Here is a 25,028-nt window from a genome sequence, read left to right as displayed (position 1 = left end):
GGAGAGCAGGGAACCCAGATGGCGGAGCTCACGATCCGGCCGGAGGAGATCCGGGACGCGCTGGAGAACTTTGTCCAGGCGTACAAGCCGGACGCGGCCTCGCGCGAGGAGGTCGGTACGGTCACCCTTGCCGGCGACGGCATCGCGAAGGTCGAGGGCCTCCCCTCGGCCATGGCCAACGAACTGCTGAAGTTCGAGGACGGCACCCTCGGCCTCGCGCTCAACCTGGAAGAGCGAGAGATCGGTGCCATCGTCCTCGGCGAGTTCAACGGCATCGAGGAAGGCCAGCCGGTCAGCCGTACCGGCGAGGTCCTGTCGGTCGCCGTGGGCGAGGGCTACCTCGGCCGCGTCGTCGACCCGCTCGGCACCCCGATCGACGGCCTCGGCGAGATCGAGACGTCCGGACGCCGCGCCCTCGAGCTGCAGGCCCCGGGCGTCATGGTCCGTAAGTCGGTGCACGAGCCGATGGAGACCGGCTACAAGGCCGTCGACACGATGACCCCGATCGGCCGCGGCCAGCGTCAGCTGATCATCGGCGACCGGCAGACCGGCAAGACCGCCCTGGCCGTCGACACGATCATCAACCAGCGCGACAACTGGCGCACGGGCGACCCGAACAAGCAGGTCCGCTGCATCTACGTCGCCATCGGTCAGAAGGGCTCGACCATCGCCTCCGTGCGTGGCGCCCTCGAAGAGGCCGGCGCCCTGGAGTACACGACCATCGTCGCCGCCCCGGCGTCCGACCCGGCCGGCTTCAAGTACCTTGCGCCGTACACCGGTTCGGCCATCGGCCAGCACTGGATGTACGAGGGCAAGCACGTCCTCATCGTCTTCGACGACCTCTCGAAGCAGGCCGACGCCTACCGCGCCGTGTCCCTGCTGCTGCGCCGTCCGCCGGGGCGTGAGGCCTACCCCGGTGACGTCTTCTACCTGCACTCCCGTCTGCTGGAGCGCTGCGCGAAGCTCTCCGACGACATGGGCAAGGGCTCGATGACCGGTCTGCCGATCGTCGAGACCAAGGCCAACGACGTCTCGGCGTTCATCCCGACCAACGTCATCTCCATCACCGACGGTCAGTGCTTCCTGGAGTCGGACCTGTTCAACGCCGGTCAGCGCCCCGCGCTGAACGTGGGTATCTCCGTCTCCCGAGTCGGTGGCTCCGCCCAGCACAAGGCGATCCGCCAGGTCTCCGGCCGGCTCCGCGTCGACCTCGCCCAGTACCGCGAGCTGGAGGCCTTCGCCGCCTTCGGTTCCGACCTGGACTCCGCGTCGAAGGCGCAACTGGAGCGCGGTCAGCGCATGGTCGAGCTGCTCAAGCAGCCGCAGTACCAGCCGATGGCCACCGAGGACCAGGTCGTCTCCATCTGGGCCGGCACCACCGGCAGGATGGACGAGGTGCCGGTCGCCGACATCCGCCGCTTCGAGAAGGAGCTGCTCGAGTACCTGCACCGCAAGGAGCAGGGCCTGCTCACCTCCATCAAGGAGGGCGGCAAGATGTCGGACGACACGATCACGGCCATGAGTGACGCCGTCGCGGAGTTCAAGAAGCAGTTCGAGACCTCGGACGGGAAGCTTCTCGGCGAGGACGCTCCGGCCGCCGCCAAGTGACGTAAGGAAGGGACCTGACTCATGGGAGCCCAGCTCCGGGTCTACAAGCGTCGCATCCGATCCGTCACCGCGACCAAGAAGATCACCAAGGCGATGGAGATGATCGCCGCCTCGCGCGTCGTCAAGGCGCAGCGCAAGGTGGCGGCCTCCACGCCGTACGCGACCGAGCTCACGCGCGCGGTCACGGCGGTCGGCACCGGCTCGAACACCAAGCACCCGCTGACCACGGAGGCGGAGAACCCGACCCGCGCCGCAGTACTGCTCCTCACGAGCGACCGCGGCCTGGCCGGGGCCTTCAACTCCAACGCCATCAAGGCGGCGGAGCAGCTGACCGACCGTCTCGAGCGCGCGGGCAAGGGGGTCGACGTGTACATCGTCGGCCGCCGCGGTGTCGCCCACTACAACTTCCGTGAGCGCAAGATCTCGGAGCAGTGGACCGGCTTCACCGACGCGCCCTCGTACGGGGACGCCAAGAAGATCGCGGCCCCACTCATCGAGGCCATCGAGAAGGAGACGGCGGACGGCGGCGTGGACGAACTCCACATCGTCTACACCGAGTTCGTCTCGATGATGACGCAGACGGCGGTCGACAGCCGCCTGCTGCCGCTCAGCCTCAAGGAAGTGGCGGAGGAGTCGCACACCAAGGGCGAGATCCTTCCGCTGTACGACTTCGAGCCGTCGGCGGAGGACGTCCTCGACGCCCTGCTGCCGCGCTACGTCGAGAGCCGTATCTACAACGCGCTGCTCCAGTCGGCTGCCTCCAAGCACGCCGCCACACGCCGCGCGATGAAGTCGGCGACCGACAACGCCGGGGATCTCATCGAGAACCTCACCCGGCTTGCCAACGCGGCCCGCCAGGCCGACATCACCCAGGAAATCAGCGAGATCGTCGGTGGCGCCAGCGCCCTGGCCGACGCGACCGCGGGGAGTGACAAGTAATGACGACGACAGTTGAGACGGCCGTTGCCACGGGCCGCGTCGCCCGGGTGATCGGCCCGGTCGTCGACGTGGAGTTCCCCGTCGACGCGATGCCGGAGATCTACAACGCCCTTCACGTCGAGGTGGCCGACCCTGCCGAGGCCGGCAAGAAGAAGATCCTCACCCTGGAGGTCGCCCAGCACCTGGGTGACGGACTGGTCCGTACGATCTCCATGCAGCCCACCGACGGTCTGGTCCGCCAGGCCCCGGTCACCGACACCGGCACGGGCATCACCGTCCCGGTCGGTGACTTCACCAAGGGCAAGGTGTTCAACACCCTCGGCGAGGTGCTGAACGTCGACGAGCAGTTCGACGGCGAGCGCTGGCCGATCCACCGCAAGGCCCCGGCCTTCGACCAGCTCGAGTCGAAGACCGAGATGTTCGAGACGGGCCTGAAGGTCGTCGACCTTCTCACCCCGTACGTGCGAGGCGGCAAGATCGGTCTGTTCGGTGGTGCCGGTGTCGGCAAGACCGTGCTGATCCAGGAAATGATCATGCGTGTGGCCAAGCTGCACGAGGGCGTTTCCGTGTTCGCCGGCGTCGGTGAGCGCACCCGTGAGGGCAACGACCTCATCGACGAGATGACCGAGTCCGGCGTGCTGGACAAGACCGCGCTGGTCTTCGGCCAGATGGACGAGCCCCCGGGCACCCGTCTGCGCGTGGCCCTGGCCGGTCTGACCATGGCGGAGTACTTCCGCGATGTGCAGAAGCAGGACGTGCTGTTCTTCATCGACAACATCTTCCGCTTCACCCAGGCCGGTTCCGAGGTGTCGACCCTGCTCGGCCGCATGCCGTCCGCGGTGGGCTACCAGCCCAACCTCGCAGACGAGATGGGCCAGCTGCAGGAGCGCATCACCTCGACCCGTGGTCACTCGATCACCTCGATGCAGGCGATCTACGTCCCCGCGGACGACCTGACCGACCCGGCTCCGGCCACGACCTTCGCCCACCTCGACGCGACGACGGTGCTCTCCCGTCCGATCTCCGAGAAGGGCATCTACCCGGCCGTGGACCCGCTGGACTCCACGTCCCGCATCCTGGACCCGCGTTACATCTCGCAGGAACACTACGACTGCGCCATGCGCGTCAAGACGATCCTGCAGAAGAACAAGGACCTTCAGGACATCATCGCGATCCTCGGTATCGACGAGCTCGGCGAAGAGGACAAGCTCGTCGTCCACCGTGCCCGTCGCGTGGAGCGCTTCCTGTCGCAGAACACCCACGCCGCCAAGCAGTTCACCGGCCTGGACGGTTCGGACGTGCCGCTCGACGAGTCGATCACCGCGTTCAACGCGATCTGCGACGGCGAGTACGACCACTTCCCGGAGCAGGCGTTCTTCATGTGCGGTGGCCTGGAAGACCTCAAGGCCAAGGCCAAGGAGCTCGGCGTCTCCTGAACCTCGAGTTCGTGAAGGGGGGCGGGGCCGCCCTCGCGGGGTGCGTCCCGTCCCTCTTCGTACGCCTACGCAGCATTGCCCGGAGGCTGCATCAATGTGCGGCTACCGCCGCGCGGCCCCCGGGACCCCCAGCCGAGTGCTGGGTGGGGACCCCGCACGTTTGACAAGCGGAGCCCTACTAGACTTACTTCCAACACCCGGCAACAACCGCCGGGTGGTGACCCGAGGAGCCCACCTTGGCTGCTGAGCTGCATGTCGAGCTCGTCGCCGCGGACCGCAGTGTCTGGTCCGGCGAGGCCACCCTGGTCGTCGCGCGTACCACGTCCGGCGACATCGGCGTCATGCCCGGTCACCAGCCGCTGCTCGGTGTGCTGGAGTCGGGCCCGGTGACCATCCGTACGAGTGATGGTGGAACGGTCGTCGCAGCGGTGCACGGCGGTTTCATCTCGTACTCGGACAACAAGCTGTCGCTGCTGGCCGAGATCGCCGAGTTGTCGGACGAGATCGATGTCCAGCGTGCGGAGCGGGCGCTCGAGCGCGCGAAGTCGGACGCGGACGCGTCCGCCGAGCGTCGCGCGGACGTCCGACTGCGAGCGGTGGCGGCACGCTGAAACCAGCGCGCCACAGGACTTGACTCAGCCGCGGCCAGGACCGGAGCCTTCTCCGGACCGGGCCGCGGCTGCGGCAATGCGGGTGCTTTTTCCCTTTCCGTTACCTAGGAGACGAGGAGGTCGGTGTCGATGGTCCTCGCTCTGACTGTGTGCGGCTTGGTAGTCCTGCTGGCTGCGGCCGGCCTCTTCGTCTTCGGCGTGCGCCGCAGACTGATCCAGCGCTCCGGCGGCACCTTCGACTGCAGCCTCCGCTGGAACACCCCCGAGAAAAGCGACACCAGCGGCAAAGGCTGGGGCTATGGCATCGCCCGCTACAGCGGCGACCGCATCGAATGGTTCCGCGTCTTCTCGTACGCTCCCCGTCCGCGTCGCATCCTGGAACGCTCGGCGATCGAGGTGGTCGGCCGCCGCGCCCCCGAGGGCGAGGAGGAGCTGGCACTGCTCTCCGACGCGATTGTGCTCGCCTGTCTCCACAGGGGTACGCGCCTCGAGCTGGCGATGAGCGAGGACGCGCTGACCGGATTTCTGGCATGGCTGGAGGCGGCCCCTCCGGGGCAACGAGTCAACGTGGCTTAAAAAGCTGTCTCGTTGAATGGGTTCCCCCCGGACGGAGTCTGGGTGAGAGAACCTCGCCGCGGTTGCAGTTTGCGTCAGTGAGAGTTGCTCGGCATGCCGGGGTGTGAGGCGAGGGGCGGGCTGGTGTGACCCGGCTGCCGAATCAGCCGGTGCCGCGCACGGCACCGGCTGATCGGGATCCGATTTCTCGACGGGGGTGCCCATCGCGGTATGTCGGCGCAGTAACCCGTGCTTCTGCAGAAAAGCCGCAGGCAGTCCGACTGCCGCATCCCCCGGTGAGAATGGGCGGCCCACCGGCCAGATCTCTTCCAGAATCCACGCTCGCCCCGGTAGTCGTGGGGGTTCTGGAATATGTCACTCGAATGGTCCAGCACTCTCAGGGCTTCCTGTCGCTGAGGCGTACCGGCTCCCCCCAGTGCGAACCGTCCGACTGTGTGCCGTTGCGAAGGATCAAGTAGCAGCCGCGGCGGGCGAGTTGGCGGAGGAGTGAGGGGAGTGGCAAGGGCAAGGGTTACTCCTTTCGGGTGATTGCGTGAGCAGCGTCTTGTCACTCGATTGGATGCATGGGTCACTAAGAGTGTGAACCGGCGGGCTGCCCATCCCCGAGCCGGGGGAACGTTCGGACAGGCAGCGCTCGCCGGTTTTTCCTTGCCCAGGGGAGATGGTGAAGGCTGCTGCACACCCGGCTGGGTGTGCGGGGACGCCTGTGTCTGTTCGTTCACCCGGGCGTGGCTGCACTGCTGATCGGTGCTCGCCGCATCGGAAGGAGTCGAACAAGGGCCGACGTGCGTGCCTGTTGGCGGCGTCCCACTCCTGCGACGTGGCAGTCAATGGCTGGCCATTCCTGCCGGTTCCTCGCATGTCCCCATCAACGAGCGAGGAGTGTCCTCATGCCGATCTCTCCGAATCAGGGTTCCACCGGGGGCGGGACCCCGGTGACCATCACGGGCACGAACCTGTCCAACACCAGCGCGGTGACGTTTGGCAGCAAGCCTGCCACGAGCGTCACCAACGTCTCGCCGACCCAGGTCACCGCCGTCTCCCCCTCGGGGACCGGCACGGTCGGCGTCACGGTGACGACCCCGGGCGGGACCAGCAACCCGCTGTCGTACTTCTACGTCGGCGCCCCGTTCAAGTCGTCCCTGGGCACCACCTCCGGGCCGCTGGCCGGCGGCAACACCATCACCATCAACGGCACCGGCCTGTCGACGGCCACCAGCGCCTCCTTCGGCGGGGTCACCGCCACCCCGACCGTGATCAGTGACAGCTCGCTCAGCGTCGTCGTGCCCGCGGGTGCGGCGGCCGGGCCGGTGTCGGTGAGCGTCACCACCGCGGGCGGCACGAACAACGGCCTCAGCTACACCTACGTCGACGCCCCCACGATCGGGACCATCAGCCCGACCTCGGGTTCGACCGCGGGCGGGACGGCCGTGACCATCACCGGAACCAACCTGGACAGCACGGACTCGGTCACCTTCGGCGGTGCCGCGGCGCCGTTCTCGGTGATCAACACGACCACGCTGTCCGCGGTCACTCCGCCCGGCGTCGCGGGAGCGGCCGACGTGGTCGTGACCAACCCCGCCGGGTCGGACACCGTGCTCGGCGGCTTCACCTACGTCGCCGGCCCCGGTATCTGACCGGTCAGTTCGCCTCCGCGACAGGGAGGCCATGAACCCCCGTCCGGGCGGCAGTCCCCCCTCCGCCCGGACGGGCTCGACCTCGCAGCCACGCCATCCCGCAGTCACGCCGATGACGTGGCCGCGCGCGTCTTCGATCTCCCAGTCCTGCGTGAAGGAGCACAGCCATGCCTCCCCCTGTCGTCTCTTCAGTCAACCCCAACCAGGGGCCGGCCGCGGGTGGTACCACCGTCACCGTGACCGGAACCGGTTTCACGGGAGTGACGAGTGTTCGATTCGGGGCCAGGTCCTCCCCGGCATTCAGCAGCACCAGCACCACCAAGATCACGGCGCGGACACCCTCAGGCACCGGCACCGTGAACGTCACCGTCACTACCAGCGGGGGCACGAGCACCCAGTTCGTGCCCTTCACCTATCTCTCGGCTCCCTCTCTCTCGAGCCTGTCGCCGGCTGAGGGTCCGGTGACCGGGGGGACGACCGTCGTGTTGACGGGTGCGGACTTCTCCGGAGTGACGGCGGTGGAGTTCGGCGGGGTGCCGGCGGCCTCGTTCACGGTGGACAGCGGCAGTCAGATCACCGCGGTGACTCCTGCCCACGCAGCCGGGCCTGCGGCGGTCAGGGTGACCACCTCTTCCGGCACCAGCAACGCCCTCACCTTCACCTTCAGCTCCATCGCCGCTCCCTCGGTCACCGGCGTGTCGCCGAATCAGGGCCCGGTCTCCGGAGAGACGACGGTGACGCTGACGGGTGCGAACTTCTCCGATGTGACGGCGGTGGAGTTCGGCGGGGTGGCGGCGGCCTCGTTCACTGTGGACAGCAGTACGCAGATCACCGCGGTGTCCCCCGCCCACGTGGCCGGCGCGGCGGCCGTCACGGTGACCACCCCCGGCGGCACCAGTAACCCGAACGATCCCAACACGTACTTCTACTACGCCGCGTTGCCCTCGCTGACCGGCCTGGTCCCTCCCTCCGGAACCACGGCGGGCGGCACCACGGTCACGCTCACCGGCGGCGACCTCCTTGGTGCGACGGCGGTGGAGTTCGGCGGGGTGGCGGCGGCCTCGTTCACCGTCGACAGCAGTACGCAGATCACCGCGGTGGCTCCCTCTCATGCCGCCGGTACCGCGACGGTCACGGTGACCACGCCAGGCGGTACCAGCGACTCCGTCGACTACGTCTACCTCGACGCCCCGGTGCTGGTCTCCCTGGTGCCCGACCTTGGACCGGCGGATGGCGGTACGGTCGTCACGCTGACCGGCAACAATGTCGCGGCCGCCACGGACGTCCAGTTCGGCGCCGTCACCGCGTCGTTCACCGTGGTCTCCCCGACGCAGATCACCACCGTCGTTCCGGCAGGCACCGCCGGGCCGGTCTCCGTCACGGTGACCACACCCGCCGGCACCAGCAACGGCTTGACGTACACGCGACTCGCCGCGCCCGGTATCTGATGCGCCGCGAGTTCGCGAACCGCGGGTGAGGCCCCCCGGACGAGTAGACGTGGCCTGAAAGGCCACGTCTACTCGTTGGTTGAGGATCCCCCGGACGAAGCCCGGGGGATCCTCAACGCGCTCAGTAATTACTTGAGGCCGTTGTTGATGGCTTTCACCAGCTCGCCGTTGCTGGTGTCACCGCTGAACTCCCAGAAGAACGCGCCGCCCAGGCCCTGCTTCTTGGCCCAGGCCATCTTCCCGAGGATCGTCGCCGGGGTGTCGTAGGACCACCAGTCGCTGCCGCAGTGCGCGTATGCCGTCCCGGCGATCGTGCCGGTGACCGGGCAGGACGCCTCGAGGACCTTGTAGTCCTCGAAGCCCGCCTCCCAGGTTCCCGCCGCGGGGCCGGTGGCCGTGCCGCCCGGTGCGTCCTGGGTGACGCCGGTCCAGCCGCGGCCGTAGAAGCCGATGCCGAGCAGCAGCTTGTTCGCGGGTACGCCCGCTTCCTTGTACTTGGCGATAGCGGCGGCCGAGTTGAAGCCCTGCGCCGGGATGCCCTTGTACGAGGTGAGCGGGGAGTGCGGTGCGGTCGGGCCGTTCGCGGCCCAGGCGCCGAAGAAGTCGTACGTCATCACGTTGTACCAGTTGAGGTACTTCGCGGCGCCCGCGTACTCGGCCGCTTCGATCTTGCCGCCGTCGGAGGCGTCGGCGGTGACGGCCGCGGTGACCAGGTTCTGCGAGCCGAACTCGGCGCGCATGGCCTTCATCATGTCCTTGATGGCCGTTTCGCCGCTGGTGTCGCAGGTCAGGCCGCAGGCGTTCGGGTACTCCCAGTCCAGGTCGATGCCGTCGAAGACATCGGCCCAGCGCGGGTCCTCGACCAGGTCGTGGCAGGACTGGGCGAAGGCCGCCGGGTTCTTGGCCGCCTCCGTGAAGCCGCCGGACCAGGTCCAGCCGCCGAAGGACCAGAGGATCTTGATGTTCGGGTACTTGGCCTTCAGCTGGCGCAGCTGGTTGAAGTTGCCCTTCAGAGGCTGATCCGCGGTGTCGTCCTGGCCGTTGACCGACTGGTCCGCGGTGAACGGCTTCTCGTAGTCGGCCCACGAGTCGCCGATCGCGCACTTGCCGTCGACGACGTTGCCGAAGGCGTAGTTGATGTGGGTGATTTTCTCGGCTGAGCCTGAGGTCACCAGGTTCTTGACGTTGTAGTTGCGGCCGTAGATGCCCCACTCGATGAAGTAACCGAGGTTGACCTTGGCGCTGGGACCCGGGGCGACCACACCGTCCGTGGCGGACTTGGCGGTCGCGGGCTGGGCGGGGCTCGCGAGGCCGACCAGGCCGGCGAGCGGCAGCAGCAGGGTGGCGAACCCTGCCACGGCTCTGTGTCTGAAGCGCATGCTGCGCCTCCTTGAGGTTGTTGGTGCATGCGTGAGCGCAGTGCCGCGAGAATAGAAAGGTCTGGACCTTTGGTCAATAGGTCTGGACCAGTGGTTACTCAGGATGCCGCCCCCGGGTGCCCGTCCTCAGAGTCAGACACCCAACTCCTGCGCCAGCACGGCGGCCTGGACCCGGCTGCGCAGTCCGAGCTTGCCGAGGAGCCTGCTGACGTGGGTCTTCACGGTCGCCTCGGCCATCGTCAGCCGGTCCGCGATCTCGGCGTTGGACAGCCCGTCGCCGAGGCACGACAGCACCTCGCGTTCACGGCGGGTGAGGGCGTCCAGAACCGACGGGTCCGGCCCCGGCCCCCGTACCGGCTTCGCCGCGAACTCGGCGATCAGCCGCCGGGTCACCGCGGGCGCGATCAGGCCCTCGCCACGTGCCACCGTCCGCACCGCCGAGAGCAGTTCCTTCGCTTCCGTGTTCTTGAGCAGGAACCCGGAGGCACCGGCCCGCAAGGCGCCGAAGACGTACTCGTCGAGGTCGAAGGTGGTCAGTACGAGCACGTCGCAGAGGTGCTCGTCGGTCACCTGGCGGGTGGCCGAGACGCCGTCGAGGCGGGGCATCTGAATGTCCATCAGCACCAGATCGGGCCGGAGTTCACGCGCCAGCGCGACCGCCTGTTCGCCGTCCGCGGCCTCCCCGACCACCTCGATGTCGGGCGCGCTGCGCAGAATGAGGACCAGCCCGGCGCGTACGGCGGACTGGTCCTCGGCGACGAGCACGCGGATCATTCGGTTCCTCCCAGGGCGGTCGGCAGGGTGGCGTGTACGGCCCAGATCTTGCCGCGTGAGTCGTGGGAGTCGGGTGCGCTTTCGGGCCCGGCCTCGAAGGTGCCGCCCAGCAACGCGACCCGCTCCCGCATGCCGACCAGGCCGGAGCCCGAACCCGGGGCTCGCGGGCCGTCTCGGTCCCCGTACGGGCTGGTCACCCGCATGCTCAGGCTGCCGTCCTGCTGGGCGAGCGTCACGGTGACCCGGCCGGGGAAGGCGTGCTTGAGGGCGTTGGTCAGGGACTCCTGGACGATCCGGTACGCGGCGAGCTCGACCGGCGCGGGGAGCTTCACGTGCGTGCTGTCGAGCGTGACGTCGAGGCCGTTGATGCGGGCGGTGTCGACCAGTGCGCCGAGCCCGTCGAGGGTGGGGGCGGCCGAGGGCTCGGTGTCGCCACTGGAGTTTCGCAGGATCCCGATGAGCCGCCGCATCTCCGCCAGGCCCTCGACGCTGTTCTCCCGGATGATGCCGAGGGCCTGCTTCGTCGTGTCCTCGTCGTCGAGGGAGAGCGCGGCCGTGGAGTGGATGGCGATCGCGGACAGGTGGTTGGCGACCATGTCGTGCAACTCCCTCGCCATCCGGGCGCGTTCGGCGGTGACCGCCTGGGTGCGGTCCATCTCGGCGAGCAGGGCGGTCTGTTCGGCGCGCAGGCGGGCGGCTTCGGCGGCGTCCCGGTGGTTGCGGACGAGCCATCCGGTGGTTGCGGGGCCGAATGCCACCGCGCCGACGATCACACCGATCAGCACCGCCTCCGGCGTGCGCCACACCGCGACGGGCACGACCGTGCCGACCACCGTGAGCAGCCCGGTGATCCAGAGAATGCGACGGGCGGAGGCCAGGGGGCCGTACAGCACGGCCGCGTACGCGAGGTCGGTGAACATGACGAAGGTGGCAATGTTTCCCTGTGTCGTCGTGTCCAGGGTGAGCGCAGCCGTGCCCACCAGCAGGACCGTACGCGGGCGTTGCCGGCGCAGCACCTCGCAGCCGGCCATCACGAGGAGCGGCAGCAGGACCGGCCAGCGCCCGTCCCAGAGCACGATCGGCTCGCTGCTCTTCCGCATGCCAAGGTTGAGGGCCCACAGGACGAGCCCGCCGAGTAGCCCCGCGAGCGCGATGCGCACGTCATCGCGGTGCGGGCGGGGGAGTCGTACGGCCATGAATCCATCCAACACGGCGTACGCGCCCGGCACCTGATCCTGGGGAACGGTCCGTGGCTACATCGAAGGATGCAGTGCCGTTTCGTCACTGGCGACGACGATCCGGGCCGCTGCCGCCGGGAGCCTGGAAAGGTGACCGAGAGGAGCGAGCCGTGATCGTCACACTCATCGTCGTCTGTGAGGTCGCCTTCTGGGTGCTGCTTGCCGCGGGCCTGGCAGCGCGCTATCTGCTCAAGATGCCGCGGACCGGCCTGGCCCTGCTGCTGTGCGAGCCGCTCCTCGAAGTCGTGCTGTTCACCGTCACCGCGATCGACCTCAAGAACGGCGCGGAGCCCGACTGGAAGCACGGTCTCGCCGCCGTCTACATCGGCTTCACCGTGGGCCTGGGCCATTCCACGATCAAGTGGGCCGACGCCCATGTCGCCCACCGCTTCGCGGGCGGTCCGACGCCGGTGAAGCCGCCGAAGTACGGGATGGCCCGCGCACGCCACGAGTGGCGGGTCGCGGCCCGCTGGATCACCGCGGCGGCGGTCGCGCTGGTGCTGCTTCAGGCCGCGATCTGGTACGTCGGCTCCGGCGGCGAGACCGAGTCGCTGCGCACCTGGCAGTCGAGGATGCTGTTCGTGATCGGCATCAACCTGATCATCGCCCTCGGCTACACCGTGTGGCCGAAGAAGGCGCCGTACGGCTACGGGGAGAAGTCAGCGCTCCCCACCAGGGACCCGGAGCACATCCCCGACCATCTTGTTGGCCGTCCGCGCAAGGATGCTGATTCTTCCGGGGGCCGTGACATCAGCGGCTGACGCCGCGGGTCCCCGGACCCCCAGCCGGGGCGGCGCTTTCGTCAGCGTTCGCCCCCAGGGACCCACAACACATCGCCCACGTCCTTGTTCGCCGTGCGAGCGAGGATGAACAGCAGGTCGGAGAGCCGGTTCAGATAGGTCGCCGTGAGCGGATTCATCACCTCACCGTGGACCTCCAGAGCAGCCCACGTCGACCGCTCCGCCCGCCGTACCACCGTGCATGCCTGGTGCAGCAGTGCCGCACCGGGCGTGCCGCCAGGCAGGATGAAGGAGCGGAGCTTCTCCAGCTCGGCGAGGAACAGGTCGCAGTCCGCCTCCAGCTTGTCGATGTAGAACTGCTCGACGCGCAGCGGCGGGAACTCCGGGTTCTCGACGACCGGCGTGGAGAGATCGGCCCCGACGTCGAAGAGATCGTTCTGTACGCGCGTGAGGACCTTGACGACCTCCTCGTCCAGCCCTCCGAGAGCGATCGCCGTACCGATCACCGCGTTCGCCTCGTTGGCGTCGGCGTACGCCGCGATCCGCAGATCGGTCTTGGCGACCCGGCTCATGTCGCCGAGGGCGGTGGTGCCCTGGTCGCCGGTCCTGGTGTAGATGCGCGTCAGATTGACCATGTGACCAGCCTAGTTACGCTCCGGCTTTCCGGAACACTCGTGTGCCCACTGTCACGGCGAGCGTCGCCAGGCCGACGGCCACGATCACGCCGTACAGCATGGACGAAGTCGCGTACGAGCCGATGTACCCGTCTCGCACAGCGTCGACCAGATAGCGCACCGGCATGAAGCGCGAAAGCACGTCCAGCCAGCCGGGCGCCAGAGCCATCGGCAGCATCAGACCGGACAGCAGCATGGACGGCATCGCGATCGCGTTGACGGCAGGACCGAACTCCTGCGGGGTCCGCACCGTCATCGCGAACGCGCACGAGAGCGCGGCGAGCGACACGGAGAGCAGCGCCACGAAGCCGAAGCCGATGAGGACGCCGACAAGCGGTGCGCGCAGGCCCATCGCCAGCGCCGTGACCACCAGCAGCACGGACTGGAAGACGAAGAGCAGGGCGTCGCGCAGCACCCGTCCGAGCAGCAGGGCCAGTCGGCTGACCGGGGTCACCCGCATCCGCTCGATCACTCCGGTCTGCTTCTCGATGATGATCGAGAATCCGCTGAAGGAAGCGCCGAACAGGCCGAGTTGAAGCAACAGCCCGGGGACCAGCACCTGCCATGACGAGCCTTGCGAGCCCAGGGGCAGGCCGGTGAGCAGCGGTCCGAAGAAGAGCAGGTAGAGCAACGGCATGAGGATGCCGAAAAGCATCTGGAACCTGGATCGCAGGGTCTGGCGGGCATAGCGGCCGAAGACCAGCGCGGTGTCGTGGGCGAGCAAGGGATGGCTCCTGTACGGCGACTAGACGGCGACGGGGGTGGTGTCCTGGGGCGAGGCGCTGCGGCCGGTGATGGCGAGGAACGTGTCCTGGAGCGTCGCGTCGATCGAGCCGCCGTACTTGAGCTTCAGCGCGCTCGGCGTGCCCTCGGCCACCACCGTTCCCTTGTCGACGATCACCAGGCGGTCGGCGAGCGCGTCCGCCTCGTCGAGGTAGTGCGTGGTCAGGAAGACCGTCGTGCCGTACTCGTCGCGCAGCCGCCGCACCAGGTCCCACAGATCGGCGCGGCTGCCGGGATCGAGGCCGGTCGTCGGCTCGTCGAGGAAGAGCACCTCGGGTCGGTGCATCAGGCCCATAGCGATGTCCAGCCGACGCCGCTGGCCGCCGGAGAGAGCCGCGCACTTGCGGGCCAGGAACTCGGTCAGGTCCAGCTCCCGGGCCAACTCCTCGGCACGAGCGGTCGCCTGAGCTTTTGTCAGGCGGTACAGGCGTCCCTGGGTGACCAGTTCCTCGTGTACCGAGATGGTCGGGTCGACGCCTCCGGACTGGGCGACATAGCCGGTCTTCTCGCGTACGCGGCCGGGTTCGCGTACCAGGTCGCAACCCGCGACTGTGGCGGCGCCCCCGGTGGGCGCGAGCAGCGTGGTGAGCATCCGGAGCGTGGTGGTCTTGCCCGCGCCGTTGGGTCCGAGAAAGCCGACGATCTCGCCCGGCTGGACGGTGAGGTCAACGCCCCGCACCGCCTCCACCGGGCCCTGCTTCGTGTGGAAGGTCCGGGCCAGCCCGGCCGTACTGATGATTGCCATGCGCCAAGAAAAACAGAGTCGCTGAAATTTTGCAATGACATCAAAAATTGTTCGACCCCAAGATTGGGCCAACCGCAGCGAAGTTACGATGGGGGCATGACGGAGGGGCTCAGGGAGCGGAAGAAGCGGCAGACCCGGCAGCACATCTCGGACATCGCCACCAGGCTGTTCGTCGAGCGCGGCTTCGTGACGGTGACCATCGCCGAAGTCGCCGACGCCGCCGACGTCTCCGTCAATACCGTGTACAACTACTTCCCGGCCAAGGAGGACCTCTTCCTCGACCGCAGCAAGGGCGTCGTCGGCCGGCTCTCGCGGTATGTACGGGCCCGGGACGAGGGCGAGTCGGCCGCCGCCGCCGTACTGCGCGAACTGCGCGAGGAGGTCGAGGCCGTCTCGCCCAAGGTGGGCCTCATGGAGGGCTATGGCGACTTTCTTCGCGTCATCCATGAGGCGGACGCGCTCAAGGCCCGGCTGTGGCTCGTTCAGCAGGAGGCGTTGGAGCACCTCGAACAGACCCTCAGGGAGGAGACGGACGCGGCCCCCGGCGACCTGCTGCCCACTCTGGTGGCGGGGCAGATCAGCTGGGTCCAGTCCACGCTCATGGCCATGATCGGCCGTGAGATGGTCGCGGGCCGGGCGCCCGCCGAAGTGTCCCGCGAAGCCCTCGCCCTCCTCGACGACATGGAGGACCTTTTGGGCGAGAAGGTCCTCAACTACGCCGTACGAGCACCGTAATGACCCCTGCCGGTGTGATGTCCGTCATCTGAGACGTGACGCGCATTACTAACTAGTCACACGGCCCTTCACGAGCGCTAAGGTCCGCCGGAGAAGCAGATATAAGCAGCGTGTTAAGCGGGTTAGGGGAGTCGGACTGTGGCACGGAAGCTTGCCGTCATCGGAGCCGGACTCATGGGTTCCGGTATTGCCCAGGTGTCCGCACAGGCCGGCTGGGACGTCGTCCTACGGGACGTCACCGATGAGGCGCTGACCCGTGGCACTGACGGCATCAAGGCCTCGTACGAGAGGTTCGTGAGCAAGGGGAAGCTGGACGCCGGTGCGGCCGAAGAGGCGTTGGGGCGTATCACCGCTACCACCGACCTCGACGCGGTTGCGGACGCCGACATCGTCGTCGAGGCCGTGTTCGAGAAGCTGGACGTCAAGCACGAGATCTTCCGTTCGCTCGACAAGCTGGTGAGGGAAGAGGCCGTACTCGCGTCCAACACCTCCGCCATTCCGATCACCAAGATCGCGGCGGCCACCGAGCGCCCGGAGCGGGTGGTCGGCGTCCACTTCTTCTCGCCGGTCCCGATGATGCAGTTGTGCGAGTTGGTGCGCGGCTACAAGACGAGTGACGAAACGCTCGCCGCCGCACGGGAGTTCGCGGAGTCGGTCGGCAAGACCTGCATCGTCGTCAACCGCGACGTGGCCGGCTTTGTCACTACGCGGCTCATCTCGGCGCTCGTCGTCGAGGCGGCGAAACTGTACGAGTCGGGCGTGGCGAGCGCCGAGGACATCGACGTCGCCTGCAAGCTGGGCTTCGGTCATGCGATGGGGCCGCTGGCCACCGCCGACCTGACGGGCGTGGACATCCTGCTGCACGCGACGAGCAACATCTACACGGAGACGCAGGACGAGAAGTTCGCGCCTCCGGAACTGATGCGCCGGATGGTCGACGCCGGTGACATCGGGCGCAAGAGCGGGCAGGGCTTTTACGCCTACTGACCTTCTGTCGTCCCCTACAGTGATCACCCTTCGGGGTGGTTTCGGTATCGGTTCGCTTACAGACGGCAACTTCTGCCCCGGTACGGCAGTCAGTCCTGACACAAACACAGGACACGGAAGAGCACGAAAGACGCTGAAGACGAAACGCACTCTCGGGGAGCGCATATGCACATCAGGGGCGACCACGCTGAGCTGGCCGTCGGGGGCCGCCTCGACGTCGTCAGCGCGGCGGACGCCCGTACGGTCCTGCACTCGGCCGTCGACGACGGAGCCGGCGACCTGGTGCTCGACCTGTCAGAGCTGGACTCCTGGGACGCCACCGGACTCGGTGTCATCATGGGGGCCCACCGGCGGGCGGGGAGGTGCGGCCGGAGGCTTGTGCTGCGCGGCGTTCCGCCGCAGATGCAACGCCTGTTGGTGGCGACCCGGCTGCACCGGATCCTGGCGATCGAGGGCGGCATCGGAGTCGAGTCGCTGCCCCGGGTGTGAGAGCCGGACCGTCGCCTCCCGAGTACCGTCGCTCACTCGAGAACCTGCTTTCTCAAGGAAACGGACCGCCGTCTCCTGCATGAAACGCACAGCGCGCACAATCCTCATGAAGCTGTGACGTCGAGGACGGCGCTGTACCCCGTCTGTTCGTAGATACTGTGCAAAGGTTTAGGGTTCGGCTGCCCGCTACCCTCACAAAACCCGTGAGCGGGCACCGGACCAGAAGCGACAGCGCAGTGTGCAGCAGGCCGGGGGGCTCGGCACACAACGCTTTTGGGGGGCTTGGACCTATGGACCCGACGAACAACCGAGGACCCGACGAGTACGGCCGTGACGATGGGGGCACCTCCCGCTCGAGCGAATTCGAGAGTGGGGGAGGCCGGACGCCTCGACAGCGTCCGCCGCGCGATCCGCTCACCCAGGCCCTAGGCCCGGGCAACGGCCAGCCACCGGCACTGGCGCGCACCGTACAGCTCGTGTCCGGCGACTTCCTGCTCACCGTGAATCCCGTCGACGGCAGCGAGATAGAGCTCTGCCCGCCGGGCGAGCGGCCGGGCAGACCGGTGAAGTTCACACCCGCCGAGCGCGCCGAGCTGGCGCGGGCCGCGCGGCCGCCCGTACCACCGGGGCCGACGCTGCCCAGGATGCCGCTCCTGGAACGCGAGGAAGAGCGTGAGCGGCTCGTACGCCTACTTGCGCGCGGACGCTCCGTACGGCTCACCGGGCCTTCGGGAGCGGGCCGCACGGCGCTCCTGGACGCCGTCGCCGACGACTGCGCGGACCTCGCGCCCGATGGCGTGGTACTCCTCAGCGGTTACCGCCGCACGGTGGCCGATCTGCTGCACGACCTCTTCGCGGCCGTCTACAGCGCACCGCTGTACCGGCCGGAACCGGACGAACTGCTCGCGCTCGTCCGGGAGATCGGCGCGGTCGTCGTCCTCGACGACATCGAGTTCGGCGGCGGTTCGCTCGACGAACTGCTCGACGCGACGCCCGAGTGCGCCTTCCTGATCTCCGCGACGCCCGAGGTCGCCGCACCGTCCGCCGACTCACTCCTCGAAGAGGTGTTCCTCGGTGGCCTCGGCCGAGCCGGAGGTCTCGAACTGCTCGAGCGTGCCGTGGGCCGCGTACTGACCGAGGACGAGGCGAACTGGGCGGGCGACCTCTGGTTCGAGTCCGAGGGACTGCCGCTGCGCTTCGTGCAGGCCGGAGCCCTGCTGCGGCAGCGCGACCAACTGCGTGCCGATCCGAACGCCTTCGACGAGTTCGGCTACTACGAGGACGCGCCCGTGGACGCGCCCTTCGACGCCGAGGACCTCCAGGACGTACCGCTGCCCTCGCTCGCCGACGGCGCCGCGCCGGCCGCGCTGCTCGCCTCCCGGCTCAGCGACTCGGCGCGGGCCACGCTGCGGATCGCCGTCGCGCTGGGCGGCGAGGTGCCGCACCAGGCGCATCTGCCCGCGATGGTCGGGGACACGCACGCGGACGCCGCGCTCGCGGAGTTGGTCGGCTGCGCGCTCGTCACGCCAGTCGGCTCGCACTACCGGCTCGCGGCGGGCGTCCACACCCAGCTGGTGACCGTCGGGTACGCCTCCGACGCGGAGGACCGGGCGAATACCGCCGCCCAGCACTACGCCTGGTGGGCCGGGCATCCTTCGGTCACCCCGGAGCGGGTCGCCGCCGAGGCGGACGCCGTGCTCGCGGCGCTCACCGCACTCGTGTCGATCGCCGAGCCGCCGGTGGAGGGCGAGGAGGAGAGCGTCGCCGTACAGCTGGCCCGCGCCGTCGCGCCCGCGTTCGCCGCGGGCCTGGACTGGGGTTCCTGGGAGCGCACGCTGCAGGCCGGCGACGAGGTGGCCAGGGTCGCCGGTGATGTCTCCGAACAGGCTTACTTCCACCATGAGTTGGGGATACTCGCGCTCTGTGGCGGACAGTACGACCAGGCCCGCGCCGAGCTGGAGGCCTCCGTCGGGCTGCGCGGCGCCGTCGCGGACAAGCGCGGTACGGTCGCCGGCCGCCGCGCCCTCGCGCTCGTCGACGACCGCACCGGTGTCACGCCGGCGGGCGGGTTCGGGGCGACCGCCGGCGAAGAGGTGTCCGACGCGCAGTACGAGGAGTCGGCGTCGCCCCCTGGTGGCGTACCTGCAGCTTTTTCGGCGGTTCCGTCGGTCGCGCCGCCCACGCCGCCCCAGCTCGCGACGGTGATCACGCGTCGGCCCGGACCAGCGGCGTCGCACAAGCCCAGCGGCGTCAAGCGGCTGGTGAACGGCACCCGGCGCAATCTGGTGGCCGCGGGCTCGGGCGCGCTCCTCGTCGCCGTGCTGGGCACGGTGGTGACGCTCGGCGCGACCTCGAACCCCGACGACAATGCCCCCTCGGAGAGGGTCGGCGTCAACCCGTCGGCCATTCCGGGCGAGAACGGCGGCGGGCTCGGCGCGGACCAGCCGGTGAAGGACGACTCGGACGTCTCCGACTCCACGAGCCGTCCGACGGAGCCGGACCCGGGTGAGGACGGGATCGTGGGGACCGCGGACGATCCGACGCCGACGCCGAGCAAGAAGCCGTCGGACGACGACCCGACCGGGACGAAGGACCCGACCGACCCGACCAAGTCCCCGACGAAGCCGCCCACGAGCAAGCCGCCGACCGACGATCCGACCCGTCCGCCCACGGACGATCCGACGGATCCGCCGACCGACGACCCGACCGATCCGCCCACGGACGATCCGACGGATCCGCCGACCGACGACCCGACCGATCCGCCCACCGTCGACCCGCCGGACGACCCCACGCCGCCGGACAACACCAGCTCGGCCAGCGGCCCGGCGCCGGAACTGCCCAGCACACCGGCCGAGACCACCGCGACCACTCCGGCGGACGGCGACGAGCCGACGCTGATCTGACGGCGGTGATCTGACAGCCGCGTACGCCACGGCAGTTGTACGTCACGGCAGAGGGCCGGGTCCGCTTGATGCGGACCCGGCCCTCTGCCGTCGTAACCCTGCTGTCAGAACAGCCGCAGCTTGTCGTCCTCGATGCCCCGCAGCGCGTCGTAGTCGAGGACCGTGCAGCCGATGCCTCGGTCGGTCGCGAGGACGCGGGCCTGCGGCTTGATCTCCTGGGCCGCGAAGATGCCGCGTACCGGTGCGAGGTGCGGGTCGCGATTCAACAGCTCCAGATAGCGCGTGAGTTGCTCCACGCCGTCGATCTCGCCGCGTCGCTTGATCTCCACGGCGACGGTCTGTCCCTCGGCATCCCGGCACAGGATGTCGACCGGGCCGATGGCCGTCATGTACTCGCGGCGGATCAGCGAATAGCCCTCGCCGAGGGTCTCGATGCGGTCGGCGAGCAGTTCCTGGAGGTGTGCTTCCACGCCATCCTTGATCAGGCCCGGGTCCACGCCCAGTTCGTGCGAGGAGTCGTGGAGGACCTCCTCCATCGTGATGATGAGCTTCTCGCCCGCCTTGTTGGTGACGGTCCAGACGCCCTTCTCGTCCCCGGCCCCCTCTTTCAACGTGCAGGGCGGAGACATCCAGTTGAGGGGCTTGTAGGCCCGGTCGTCCGCATGGATCGAGACACTGCCGTCCGCCTTCACCAGGATCAGGCGGGGTGCCGACGGGAGATGAGCGGTGAGCCGGCCGGCGTAGTCGACGGAGCAGCGGGCAATGACGAGACGCATGGTCCGCAACGCTACTCGACGCGCGGTGCCGGACGCGATTCGCCCATCGTCAACGCCTCTTGCCTGTGGCACATGCTGTTCGAAAGTGGCCGGTTGTGTGTGCATTGGTGCCGTGCTGTGTTCCGCATTTCCTGGTGCGATCAAGAACAGTTGCTTACCGTATGAACGGGAGGTCGCGGTGCGGGTACGCAGCGTGTCCGTTGTCGGCGTGTCCGTTCCCACGGTCTCCCTCCCTGTCCGTCAACCCCCTCTGTCGGGAGGGGGTGCGAGAGGAGAACCCATGTCGCTGGACGTCTCACCGGCCCTACTCGAACAGGCCGAGCGAGGCGAGGTCGACGAAGCGGAATTCGTCGACTGCGTCCGGACTTCCCTGCCTTACGCATGGGAGATGATCAGCTCTCTGGTGGCCCAACTGAAGGTGGACGGCGGAAACTTCGCCGACAACCAGACGCCGCCGCCGGACGAGCAGGCACGGGGCCAGTTGCTGCGAGCGCTCGCGAGTGACGCGATACGCGGCGCTCTCCAGCGGCACTTCGGAGTGCGGCTGGCCTTCCAGAACTGCCATCGGGTGGCGGTGTTCCCGCTGGACGCGTCGGTTGATGACACGCTGGCCCGCTTCACCTCGGTGCGCAGTCAACTGCTGAACCAGTCACCGGAGTTCCGGGACTGCTGAGGCAGCGATGCCGCAGGCTTTGCCGCCCCGTACGCGGGAGGTGCATTTGCACGGGGCGGCAAGCTCCCGCGCGGCGGGCGCGCTGAGCGCAGCCGCCGGCGCCGCCGACCCGGGCACACCAACAGCCCCCGCTCACCGCAACCGTGGCAGCACCTCTGCTCCCAGCCGCCGTACGTTTTCCTCCGTCGCCGCCAGGTCACCCGAGCCCTCCACCAGGAGGGCGAAGCGGGTAATGCCCGTACGCTCCGAGGTCGCCGCCAGCCGGTCGGCGCACAGCTGGGGCGTGCCCACCGGGTGCAGACCGCAGAGCAGTTCGGTGTACGCCAGCGGGTCCCGCATCGCGCGGGCGCGGCCGTCCACCGTCACATGGGCCTCAAGACCCTGCTTCAGCCAGCCCGGCATCGCCTTGACGAGCGTCTCGACCGCGTCGGTACGGCGGTCCGCGATCTGCGCGATGCCGGCCGAGACATGGGCCGCGCCCGCGATCTCCTCGGGGGAGCGGCCTGCGGCTGTGGCGTGCGTACGCCACAGCGCGACCATCTCTGCTTTCTCCTCGTCGCCGACATGCATTCCGAGCAGCATCGACAGACCGCGCTCGGCGGCCAGCCGGACGCTCGCCGGGGATGTGCACGCGACGACGACCTCCGGACCCTCGGCGCCCGTCAGGTCCTCCGACGGCCTTGGTACGACCGGGACTTCACGGAAGCTGAAGCGCTCGCCCGCACTCGAGACGGAGGGTTCGCACAACCAGCGCACCAACAGATCGAGTGATTCCGGGAACCCCTTCTCGTACGCCTCGAGACCCGATCCGAAGACCTCAAGATCGACCCATGGGCCGCCTCGCCCCACGCCGAGCATGAAGCGTCCGCCGGACGTCACATGCAGCAGCGCGGCCTGCTCGCCGAGCGCCACGGGGTGGGTGTTGGGCAGCACGCTGACCGCCGTGCCGACGCGGATACGGCGGGTCCGGCCGAGCAGCAGCGCGGCGAGCGTGACCGCCGACGGGCACGTCCCGTACGGCACGAAGTGGTGCTCGGCCAGCCAGACAGCGTCCAGCCCCGCCTCTTCGGCGACCTCCGCCGACCGCACCGCGCGGTGCAGTGCCTCCCCCTGACCCTGTCCCGGGAACTGGGCCGCCAGTACAAAACTTCCTATGCGCATCGCACTCCTGTCCTCCTTGCCGCCGAGGCGGCTCCCCCACTCGCATAACCGTCTGACACGTGCCAAAGACACGGCTTGGCGGGGAGATTGGCGGATTGTCTGCAGAATGGGCCGGTCACGCCGGAGGAATGAGCCGGTCACGCCGGAGTCTGTGGGGGCCTTGTGGTACGTCTACCCATGGCTGCGCCGCGTAGGCTGGATGCGGCCCGTGCTCCCTGTATAGCCCGTGAGGTGTCCTGTGTCCCCGCGCCGCAATCGTCCCAAGGGCGCCCCCAGCGCGTCAGCGGACCAGAGCGACCGGTCCAACCGCTATGGCGGCTGGCAGACCCTGGAGAGCTGGCAGGGTGAGGCGTGGAGCGTACGCCACGTGGCGGGCGCGAGCGCCGAGGGCAAGACCTACCGCTGCCCGGGCTGCGAGCAGTTGATCCCCTCGGCGGTCCCGCACGTGGTGGCCTGGCCGGAACATTCGGGCGTGGACGACCGCCGCCACTGGCACAAGGCCTGCTGGAACGCGAAGGACCGCCGCACCACTCGGGTGCAGCGGTCCCGTAACGCGCCACGTTTCTGAGGCCCTTGGCCTCTCGGACCTTTCGCTGATACGGCTCACACGTCGCGCTTCTCCTGCAGGAGGTAGGCGCCGGCGAACGTGGCGGCCGTCAGGCCCAGCATGATCCACAGCGGGTCCCAGCCGGATGGGCCGGAGGAGCTGAGCTCCGAGCCGTAGAACACGCTGAGCTGGCTCGGGATCGAGTACTCGAGCAGGAACTGCTGCACGTCCCGCAGGGACTCCGCGAACATGAACATCGCGATGACCAGCGGGGCGAGGAAGAGGCCGATCATGATGGTGATCGCGCCCGCCGAGTGCCGGATGAGCGAGCCTATGAGCAGCGAGAGCAGGCCGACCAGCGCGACGTAGAGGCTGACGCCGACCGTGACGCGGAGCCACTCCTCACCGGTCGGGTCCCCGGCGCCGTTGCCCTCCAGGATCGCCACCTGAGCGAAGCCGACGAGCGTCGTGGCCACCAGGGTGACGATGAACACGAGCGCGAAGAACACGATCGCCTTCGCCACCAGCACCCGGCCGCGGCTCGGGCACGCGGTCATCGTGGTCCGGATCATCCCCGTGCCGTACTCGGAGGCGGTGGTCAGCACGCCGAGCGTGATGAGGCACACGCTGCCGAGCAGCGGCCCGAACAGGCCCAGGACCAGGGGCGATTCGCCTTCCATGTTCATGTCTGTGGACGAGGCGATCAGGGCGAAGAGCAGGCCGAACCCGATCATGAGAAACACGAAGACGCCCAGCGTCCACATCGTCGAGCGGACCGACTTGATCTTCGTCCACTCGGAGGCCAGCGCATGCCCGAGGTGGGTGCGCACGATCGGGATGGGTGAGGTGTACGAAGAGCCGGGCGCCGCCTGCCAGTTGGGCGCGGCCTGCTGCTGCATGGAGGGCTGGGGCGTACTCATCGGGCGTCCTCGGGCTTGGTCATGTCAGGAGCGGCGTGCTGCGCGGGTGCGGCCTGGGCGTACGGGTTGGGCTCGTCGGGGCCGCCGGGCGCGGCCGGTGCCGCGTACGGGCCCGCGGGCTGTCCCTGCGGCATCGCGAACGGCTGACCGCCCTGCTGGGGCGGCGGCGGGGCGTACCAGCCAGGCTGGCCCTGCCCGGGCACCGGCATCTGCACCGGCGGCATGGCACCCGGCGGCAGCTCCTGCTGGAGGCCCGCACGCTGGTCGCTGGTCGAGCGGTAGTCGACGGCGCCCTGCGTCATCCGCATGTACGCCTCCTCCAGCGAGGCCTGGTGCGGCGACAGCTCCCACAGGCGTACGTCGGCGTCGTGCGCGAGGTCGCTGATGCGGGGCAGCGGCAGGCCCATGACGCGCAGCGCGCCGTCCTGCTCGGGCAGCACCTGGCCACCCGCCTCGGTCAGCGCGGACGTCAGCTTCTCGCGCTGCTGCGGCTCAGTGTCGGGCGTCCGTACGCGTGCGAAGTCCGCGGAGTTGGCGGAGATGAAGTCCCTGATGCTCATGTCGGCGAGCAGCTGCCCGCGCCCGATCACGATGAGGTGGTCGGCGGTCACCGCCATCTCGCTCATGAGGTGGGACGACACGAAGACCGTACGGCCTTCCGCCGCAAGAGACTTCATGAGGTTGCGCACCCACAGGATGCCCTCGGGGTCGAGGCCGTTGATGGGCTCGTCGAAGAGCAGCACCTGAGGGTCGCCGAGCAGCGCGGCGGCGATGCCGAGGCGCTGGCCCATACCGAGCGAGAAGCCCTTGGAGCGCTTCTTCGCCACATCCTGGAGACCGACGACACCGAGCACCTCGTCCACACGGCGGGCCGGGATGCCCGACAGCTGCGCCAGGCACAGCAGGTGGTTGCGCGCGTGCCTGCCGCCGTGCACGGCTTTGGCGTCGAGCAGCGCGCCGACTTGGCGGGGGGCGTTGGGCAGTCTCCGGTAGGGATAGCCGCCGATCGTCACCTGCCCCGCGGTGGGGTTGTCCAGGCCGAGGATCATCCGCATCGTGGTCGACTTGCCCGAGCCGTTGGGCCCGAGAAAGCCGGTGACGGCACCTGGCCTCACCTGGAAGGAAAGGTTGTACACGGCCGTCTTCGCGCCATAGCGCTTAGTCAGGCCGACTGCCTCGATCATTCTCCGCACCCATCGACAGGTCAGTGACGTCGGGACGCATGCCCCCGTAAGGGTTAGGAGGATAA

General features: G+C 68.7%; 23 protein-coding genes and 1 pseudogene. 14 read left to right on the top strand and 10 right to left on the bottom strand.

Annotated features, from left to right (window positions below; all coding sequences use genetic code 11):
* The first annotated feature begins 18 nt into the window (after nucleotides 1-18).
* The 7 genes from atpA to ACFYO0_RS39380 all read left to right on the top strand — a co-directional run bounded on the left by atpA (nucleotide 19) and on the right by ACFYO0_RS39380 (nucleotide 8,255).
* Nucleotides 19-1,608 carry a F0F1 ATP synthase subunit alpha gene (gene atpA / locus ACFYO0_RS39410; RefSeq protein WP_388686151.1) on the top strand — a complete coding sequence of 530 codons (1,590 nt, stop codon included), beginning with the start codon at nucleotides 19-21 and terminating at the stop codon, nucleotides 1,606-1,608.
* Between the two features lie 21 nt (nucleotides 1,609-1,629).
* A complete protein-coding gene (locus tag ACFYO0_RS39405) occupies nucleotides 1,630-2,547 on the top strand; it encodes a F0F1 ATP synthase subunit gamma (protein ID WP_388686149.1) in 918 nt (305 codons plus the stop codon).
* Nucleotides 2,547-3,983, top strand: coding sequence for a F0F1 ATP synthase subunit beta (gene atpD, locus ACFYO0_RS39400; protein ID WP_388686148.1), 1,437 nt, complete (start codon nucleotides 2,547-2,549; stop codon nucleotides 3,981-3,983). Before ACFYO0_RS39405 ends, atpD begins: the two co-directional genes overlap by 1 nt.
* 236 nt (nucleotides 3,984-4,219) lie before the next feature.
* The gene (locus tag ACFYO0_RS39395) at nucleotides 4,220-4,594 is read left to right on the top strand and encodes a F0F1 ATP synthase subunit epsilon (RefSeq protein WP_388686146.1); all 375 of its coding nucleotides are present in this window, start codon (nucleotides 4,220-4,222) and stop codon (nucleotides 4,592-4,594) included.
* Nucleotides 4,595-4,723: 129 nt separating this feature from the next.
* Nucleotides 4,724-5,170: a DUF2550 domain-containing protein gene (locus tag ACFYO0_RS39390; RefSeq protein WP_388686145.1), complete on the top strand. Its 447-nt coding sequence runs from the start codon at nucleotides 4,724-4,726 to the stop codon at nucleotides 5,168-5,170.
* Nucleotides 5,171-6,060: 890 nt separating this feature from the next.
* A complete protein-coding gene (locus ACFYO0_RS39385) occupies nucleotides 6,061-6,807 on the top strand; it encodes an IPT/TIG domain-containing protein (RefSeq protein WP_388686144.1) in 747 nt (248 codons plus the stop codon).
* A 236-nt stretch (nucleotides 6,808-7,043) separates the two neighbouring features.
* Complete coding sequence (locus ACFYO0_RS39380) at nucleotides 7,044-8,255, top strand: IPT/TIG domain-containing protein (protein ID WP_388686143.1); 1,212 nt, start codon at nucleotides 7,044-7,046, stop codon at nucleotides 8,253-8,255.
* Between the two features lie 128 nt (nucleotides 8,256-8,383).
* Here the strand turns inward: ACFYO0_RS39380 and ACFYO0_RS39375 are convergent.
* The 3 genes and pseudogenes from ACFYO0_RS39375 to ACFYO0_RS39365 all read right to left on the bottom strand — a co-directional run.
* A pseudogene (locus ACFYO0_RS39375) lies at nucleotides 8,384-9,502 on the bottom strand (glycoside hydrolase family 18 protein); the annotation flags it as partial.
* 264 nt (nucleotides 9,503-9,766) lie between these two features.
* Complete coding sequence (locus ACFYO0_RS39370) at nucleotides 9,767-10,408, bottom strand: response regulator (protein WP_388686142.1); 642 nt, start codon at nucleotides 10,406-10,408, stop codon at nucleotides 9,767-9,769.
* Entirely contained in the window at nucleotides 10,405-11,604 is a 1,200-nt protein-coding gene (locus ACFYO0_RS39365; protein WP_388686139.1) for a sensor histidine kinase, read from the bottom strand. Before ACFYO0_RS39365 ends, ACFYO0_RS39370 begins: the two co-directional genes overlap by 4 nt.
* A 152-nt stretch (nucleotides 11,605-11,756) precedes the next feature.
* Between ACFYO0_RS39365 and ACFYO0_RS39360 the strand changes: the two genes are divergently transcribed.
* Nucleotides 11,757-12,407 carry a hypothetical protein gene (locus ACFYO0_RS39360; protein ID WP_388686136.1) on the top strand — a complete coding sequence of 217 codons (651 nt, stop codon included), beginning with the start codon at nucleotides 11,757-11,759 and terminating at the stop codon, nucleotides 12,405-12,407.
* Between the two features lie 41 nt (nucleotides 12,408-12,448).
* Here ACFYO0_RS39360 and ACFYO0_RS39355 read toward each other — a convergent pair whose 3' ends face one another.
* From ACFYO0_RS39355 to ACFYO0_RS39345, 3 genes are read right to left on the bottom strand one after another with little or no spacing between them, the layout of a single operon-like run.
* Nucleotides 12,449-13,021 (bottom strand): cob(I)yrinic acid a,c-diamide adenosyltransferase, encoded by a 573-nt coding sequence (locus ACFYO0_RS39355; RefSeq protein ID WP_388686134.1) that lies wholly within the window; start codon nucleotides 13,019-13,021, stop codon nucleotides 12,449-12,451.
* A 13-nt stretch (nucleotides 13,022-13,034) separates the two neighbouring features.
* Complete coding sequence (locus ACFYO0_RS39350; protein ID WP_388686131.1) at nucleotides 13,035-13,784, bottom strand: ABC transporter permease; 750 nt, start codon at nucleotides 13,782-13,784, stop codon at nucleotides 13,035-13,037.
* A gap of 21 nt (nucleotides 13,785-13,805) precedes the next feature.
* On the bottom strand, nucleotides 13,806-14,588 hold the full coding sequence (locus ACFYO0_RS39345; protein WP_388686129.1) for an ABC transporter ATP-binding protein: 783 nt from the start codon (nucleotides 14,586-14,588) through the stop codon (nucleotides 13,806-13,808).
* A gap of 96 nt (nucleotides 14,589-14,684) precedes the next feature.
* Here ACFYO0_RS39345 and ACFYO0_RS39340 point away from each other — a divergent pair, with 96 nt between their 5' ends.
* The 4 genes from ACFYO0_RS39340 to ACFYO0_RS39325 all read left to right on the top strand — a co-directional run bounded on the left by ACFYO0_RS39340 (nucleotide 14,685) and on the right by ACFYO0_RS39325 (nucleotide 19,702).
* The gene (locus tag ACFYO0_RS39340) at nucleotides 14,685-15,323 is read left to right on the top strand and encodes a TetR/AcrR family transcriptional regulator (protein WP_388686126.1); all 639 of its coding nucleotides are present in this window, start codon (nucleotides 14,685-14,687) and stop codon (nucleotides 15,321-15,323) included.
* Nucleotides 15,324-15,461: 138 nt separating this feature from the next.
* Nucleotides 15,462-16,310 carry a 3-hydroxyacyl-CoA dehydrogenase family protein gene (locus tag ACFYO0_RS39335; RefSeq protein ID WP_388686124.1) on the top strand — a complete coding sequence of 283 codons (849 nt, stop codon included), beginning with the start codon at nucleotides 15,462-15,464 and terminating at the stop codon, nucleotides 16,308-16,310.
* A gap of 165 nt (nucleotides 16,311-16,475) precedes the next feature.
* A complete protein-coding gene (locus tag ACFYO0_RS39330) occupies nucleotides 16,476-16,799 on the top strand; it encodes an STAS domain-containing protein (protein ID WP_165340644.1) in 324 nt (107 codons plus the stop codon).
* A 290-nt stretch (nucleotides 16,800-17,089) separates the two neighbouring features.
* Nucleotides 17,090-19,702: an ATP-binding protein gene (locus tag ACFYO0_RS39325; protein WP_388686120.1), complete on the top strand. Its 2,613-nt coding sequence runs from the start codon at nucleotides 17,090-17,092 to the stop codon at nucleotides 19,700-19,702.
* A gap of 104 nt (nucleotides 19,703-19,806) precedes the next feature.
* Here ACFYO0_RS39325 and nucS read toward each other — a convergent pair whose 3' ends face one another.
* Entirely contained in the window at nucleotides 19,807-20,478 is a 672-nt protein-coding gene (gene nucS, locus ACFYO0_RS39320) for an endonuclease NucS (RefSeq protein ID WP_388686118.1), read from the bottom strand.
* 280 nt (nucleotides 20,479-20,758) lie between these two features.
* Here nucS and ACFYO0_RS39315 point away from each other — a divergent pair, with 280 nt between their 5' ends.
* Entirely contained in the window at nucleotides 20,759-21,151 is a 393-nt protein-coding gene (locus tag ACFYO0_RS39315; RefSeq protein WP_165340641.1) for an SCO5389 family protein, read from the top strand.
* A 132-nt stretch (nucleotides 21,152-21,283) separates the two neighbouring features.
* On the opposite strand, the gene ACFYO0_RS39310 is transcribed toward ACFYO0_RS39315, so the two are convergent.
* A complete protein-coding gene (locus ACFYO0_RS39310) occupies nucleotides 21,284-22,312 on the bottom strand; it encodes an LLM class flavin-dependent oxidoreductase (RefSeq protein WP_388686115.1) in 1,029 nt (342 codons plus the stop codon).
* 238 nt (nucleotides 22,313-22,550) lie between these two features.
* Between ACFYO0_RS39310 and ACFYO0_RS39305 the strand changes: the two genes are divergently transcribed.
* The gene (locus tag ACFYO0_RS39305) at nucleotides 22,551-22,880 is read left to right on the top strand and encodes an ATP/GTP-binding protein (protein WP_388686113.1); all 330 of its coding nucleotides are present in this window, start codon (nucleotides 22,551-22,553) and stop codon (nucleotides 22,878-22,880) included.
* Between the two features lie 35 nt (nucleotides 22,881-22,915).
* Here the strand turns inward: ACFYO0_RS39305 and ACFYO0_RS39300 are convergent, their stop codons facing one another.
* Both ACFYO0_RS39300 and ACFYO0_RS39295 read right to left on the bottom strand, forming a co-directional pair.
* Nucleotides 22,916-23,779: an ABC transporter permease subunit gene (locus tag ACFYO0_RS39300; protein WP_388686110.1), complete on the bottom strand. Its 864-nt coding sequence runs from the start codon at nucleotides 23,777-23,779 to the stop codon at nucleotides 22,916-22,918.
* Nucleotides 23,776-24,963, bottom strand: coding sequence for an ABC transporter ATP-binding protein (locus tag ACFYO0_RS39295; RefSeq protein WP_388686108.1), 1,188 nt, complete (start codon nucleotides 24,961-24,963; stop codon nucleotides 23,776-23,778). Before ACFYO0_RS39295 ends, ACFYO0_RS39300 begins: the two co-directional genes overlap by 4 nt.
* Nucleotides 24,964-25,028 lie beyond the last annotated feature (65 nt).

The sequence above is a fragment of the Streptomyces sp. NPDC006365 genome, assembly GCF_042870755.1.
In the GTDB taxonomy this organism is placed as follows: domain Bacteria; phylum Actinomycetota; class Actinomycetes; order Streptomycetales; family Streptomycetaceae; genus Streptomyces; species Streptomyces xiangluensis.
The sequence above is the reverse complement of the archived record's forward strand: the minus strand, read 5'-3'. Positions and strand labels throughout refer to the sequence as shown.

What these genes read in the sequence shown, in the direction of transcription:
- atpA (WP_388686151.1), top strand. Translation starts at nt 19, where the DNA reads ATGGCGGAGCTCACGATCCGGCCGGAGGAGATCCGGGACGCGCTGGAG.
- ACFYO0_RS39405 (WP_388686149.1), top strand. Translation starts at nt 1,630, where the DNA reads ATGGGAGCCCAGCTCCGGGTCTACAAGCGTCGCATCCGATCCGTCACC.
- atpD (WP_388686148.1), top strand. Translation starts at nt 2,547, where the DNA reads ATGACGACGACAGTTGAGACGGCCGTTGCCACGGGCCGCGTCGCCCGG.
- ACFYO0_RS39390 (WP_388686145.1), top strand. Translation starts at nt 4,724, where the DNA reads ATGGTCCTCGCTCTGACTGTGTGCGGCTTGGTAGTCCTGCTGGCTGCG.
- ACFYO0_RS39385 (WP_388686144.1), top strand. Translation starts at nt 6,061, where the DNA reads ATGCCGATCTCTCCGAATCAGGGTTCCACCGGGGGCGGGACCCCGGTG.
- ACFYO0_RS39370 (WP_388686142.1), bottom strand. Translation starts at nt 10,408, where the DNA reads ATGATCCGCGTGCTCGTCGCCGAGGACCAGTCCGCCGTACGCGCCGGG.
- ACFYO0_RS39365 (WP_388686139.1), bottom strand. Translation starts at nt 11,604, where the DNA reads ATGGCCGTACGACTCCCCCGCCCGCACCGCGATGACGTGCGCATCGCG.
- ACFYO0_RS39355 (WP_388686134.1), bottom strand. Translation starts at nt 13,021, where the DNA reads ATGGTCAATCTGACGCGCATCTACACCAGGACCGGCGACCAGGGCACC.
- ACFYO0_RS39345 (WP_388686129.1), bottom strand. Translation starts at nt 14,588, where the DNA reads ATGGCAATCATCAGTACGGCCGGGCTGGCCCGGACCTTCCACACGAAG.
- ACFYO0_RS39340 (WP_388686126.1), top strand. Translation starts at nt 14,685, where the DNA reads ATGACGGAGGGGCTCAGGGAGCGGAAGAAGCGGCAGACCCGGCAGCAC.
- ACFYO0_RS39330 (WP_165340644.1), top strand. Translation starts at nt 16,476, where the DNA reads ATGCACATCAGGGGCGACCACGCTGAGCTGGCCGTCGGGGGCCGCCTC.
- ACFYO0_RS39325 (WP_388686120.1), top strand. Translation starts at nt 17,090, where the DNA reads ATGGACCCGACGAACAACCGAGGACCCGACGAGTACGGCCGTGACGAT.
- nucS (WP_388686118.1), bottom strand. Translation starts at nt 20,478, where the DNA reads ATGCGTCTCGTCATTGCCCGCTGCTCCGTCGACTACGCCGGCCGGCTC.
- ACFYO0_RS39315 (WP_165340641.1), top strand. Translation starts at nt 20,759, where the DNA reads ATGTCGCTGGACGTCTCACCGGCCCTACTCGAACAGGCCGAGCGAGGC.
- ACFYO0_RS39310 (WP_388686115.1), bottom strand. Translation starts at nt 22,312, where the DNA reads ATGCGCATAGGAAGTTTTGTACTGGCGGCCCAGTTCCCGGGACAGGGT.
- ACFYO0_RS39300 (WP_388686110.1), bottom strand. Translation starts at nt 23,779, where the DNA reads ATGAGTACGCCCCAGCCCTCCATGCAGCAGCAGGCCGCGCCCAACTGG.
- ACFYO0_RS39295 (WP_388686108.1), bottom strand. Translation starts at nt 24,963, where the DNA reads ATGATCGAGGCAGTCGGCCTGACTAAGCGCTATGGCGCGAAGACGGCC.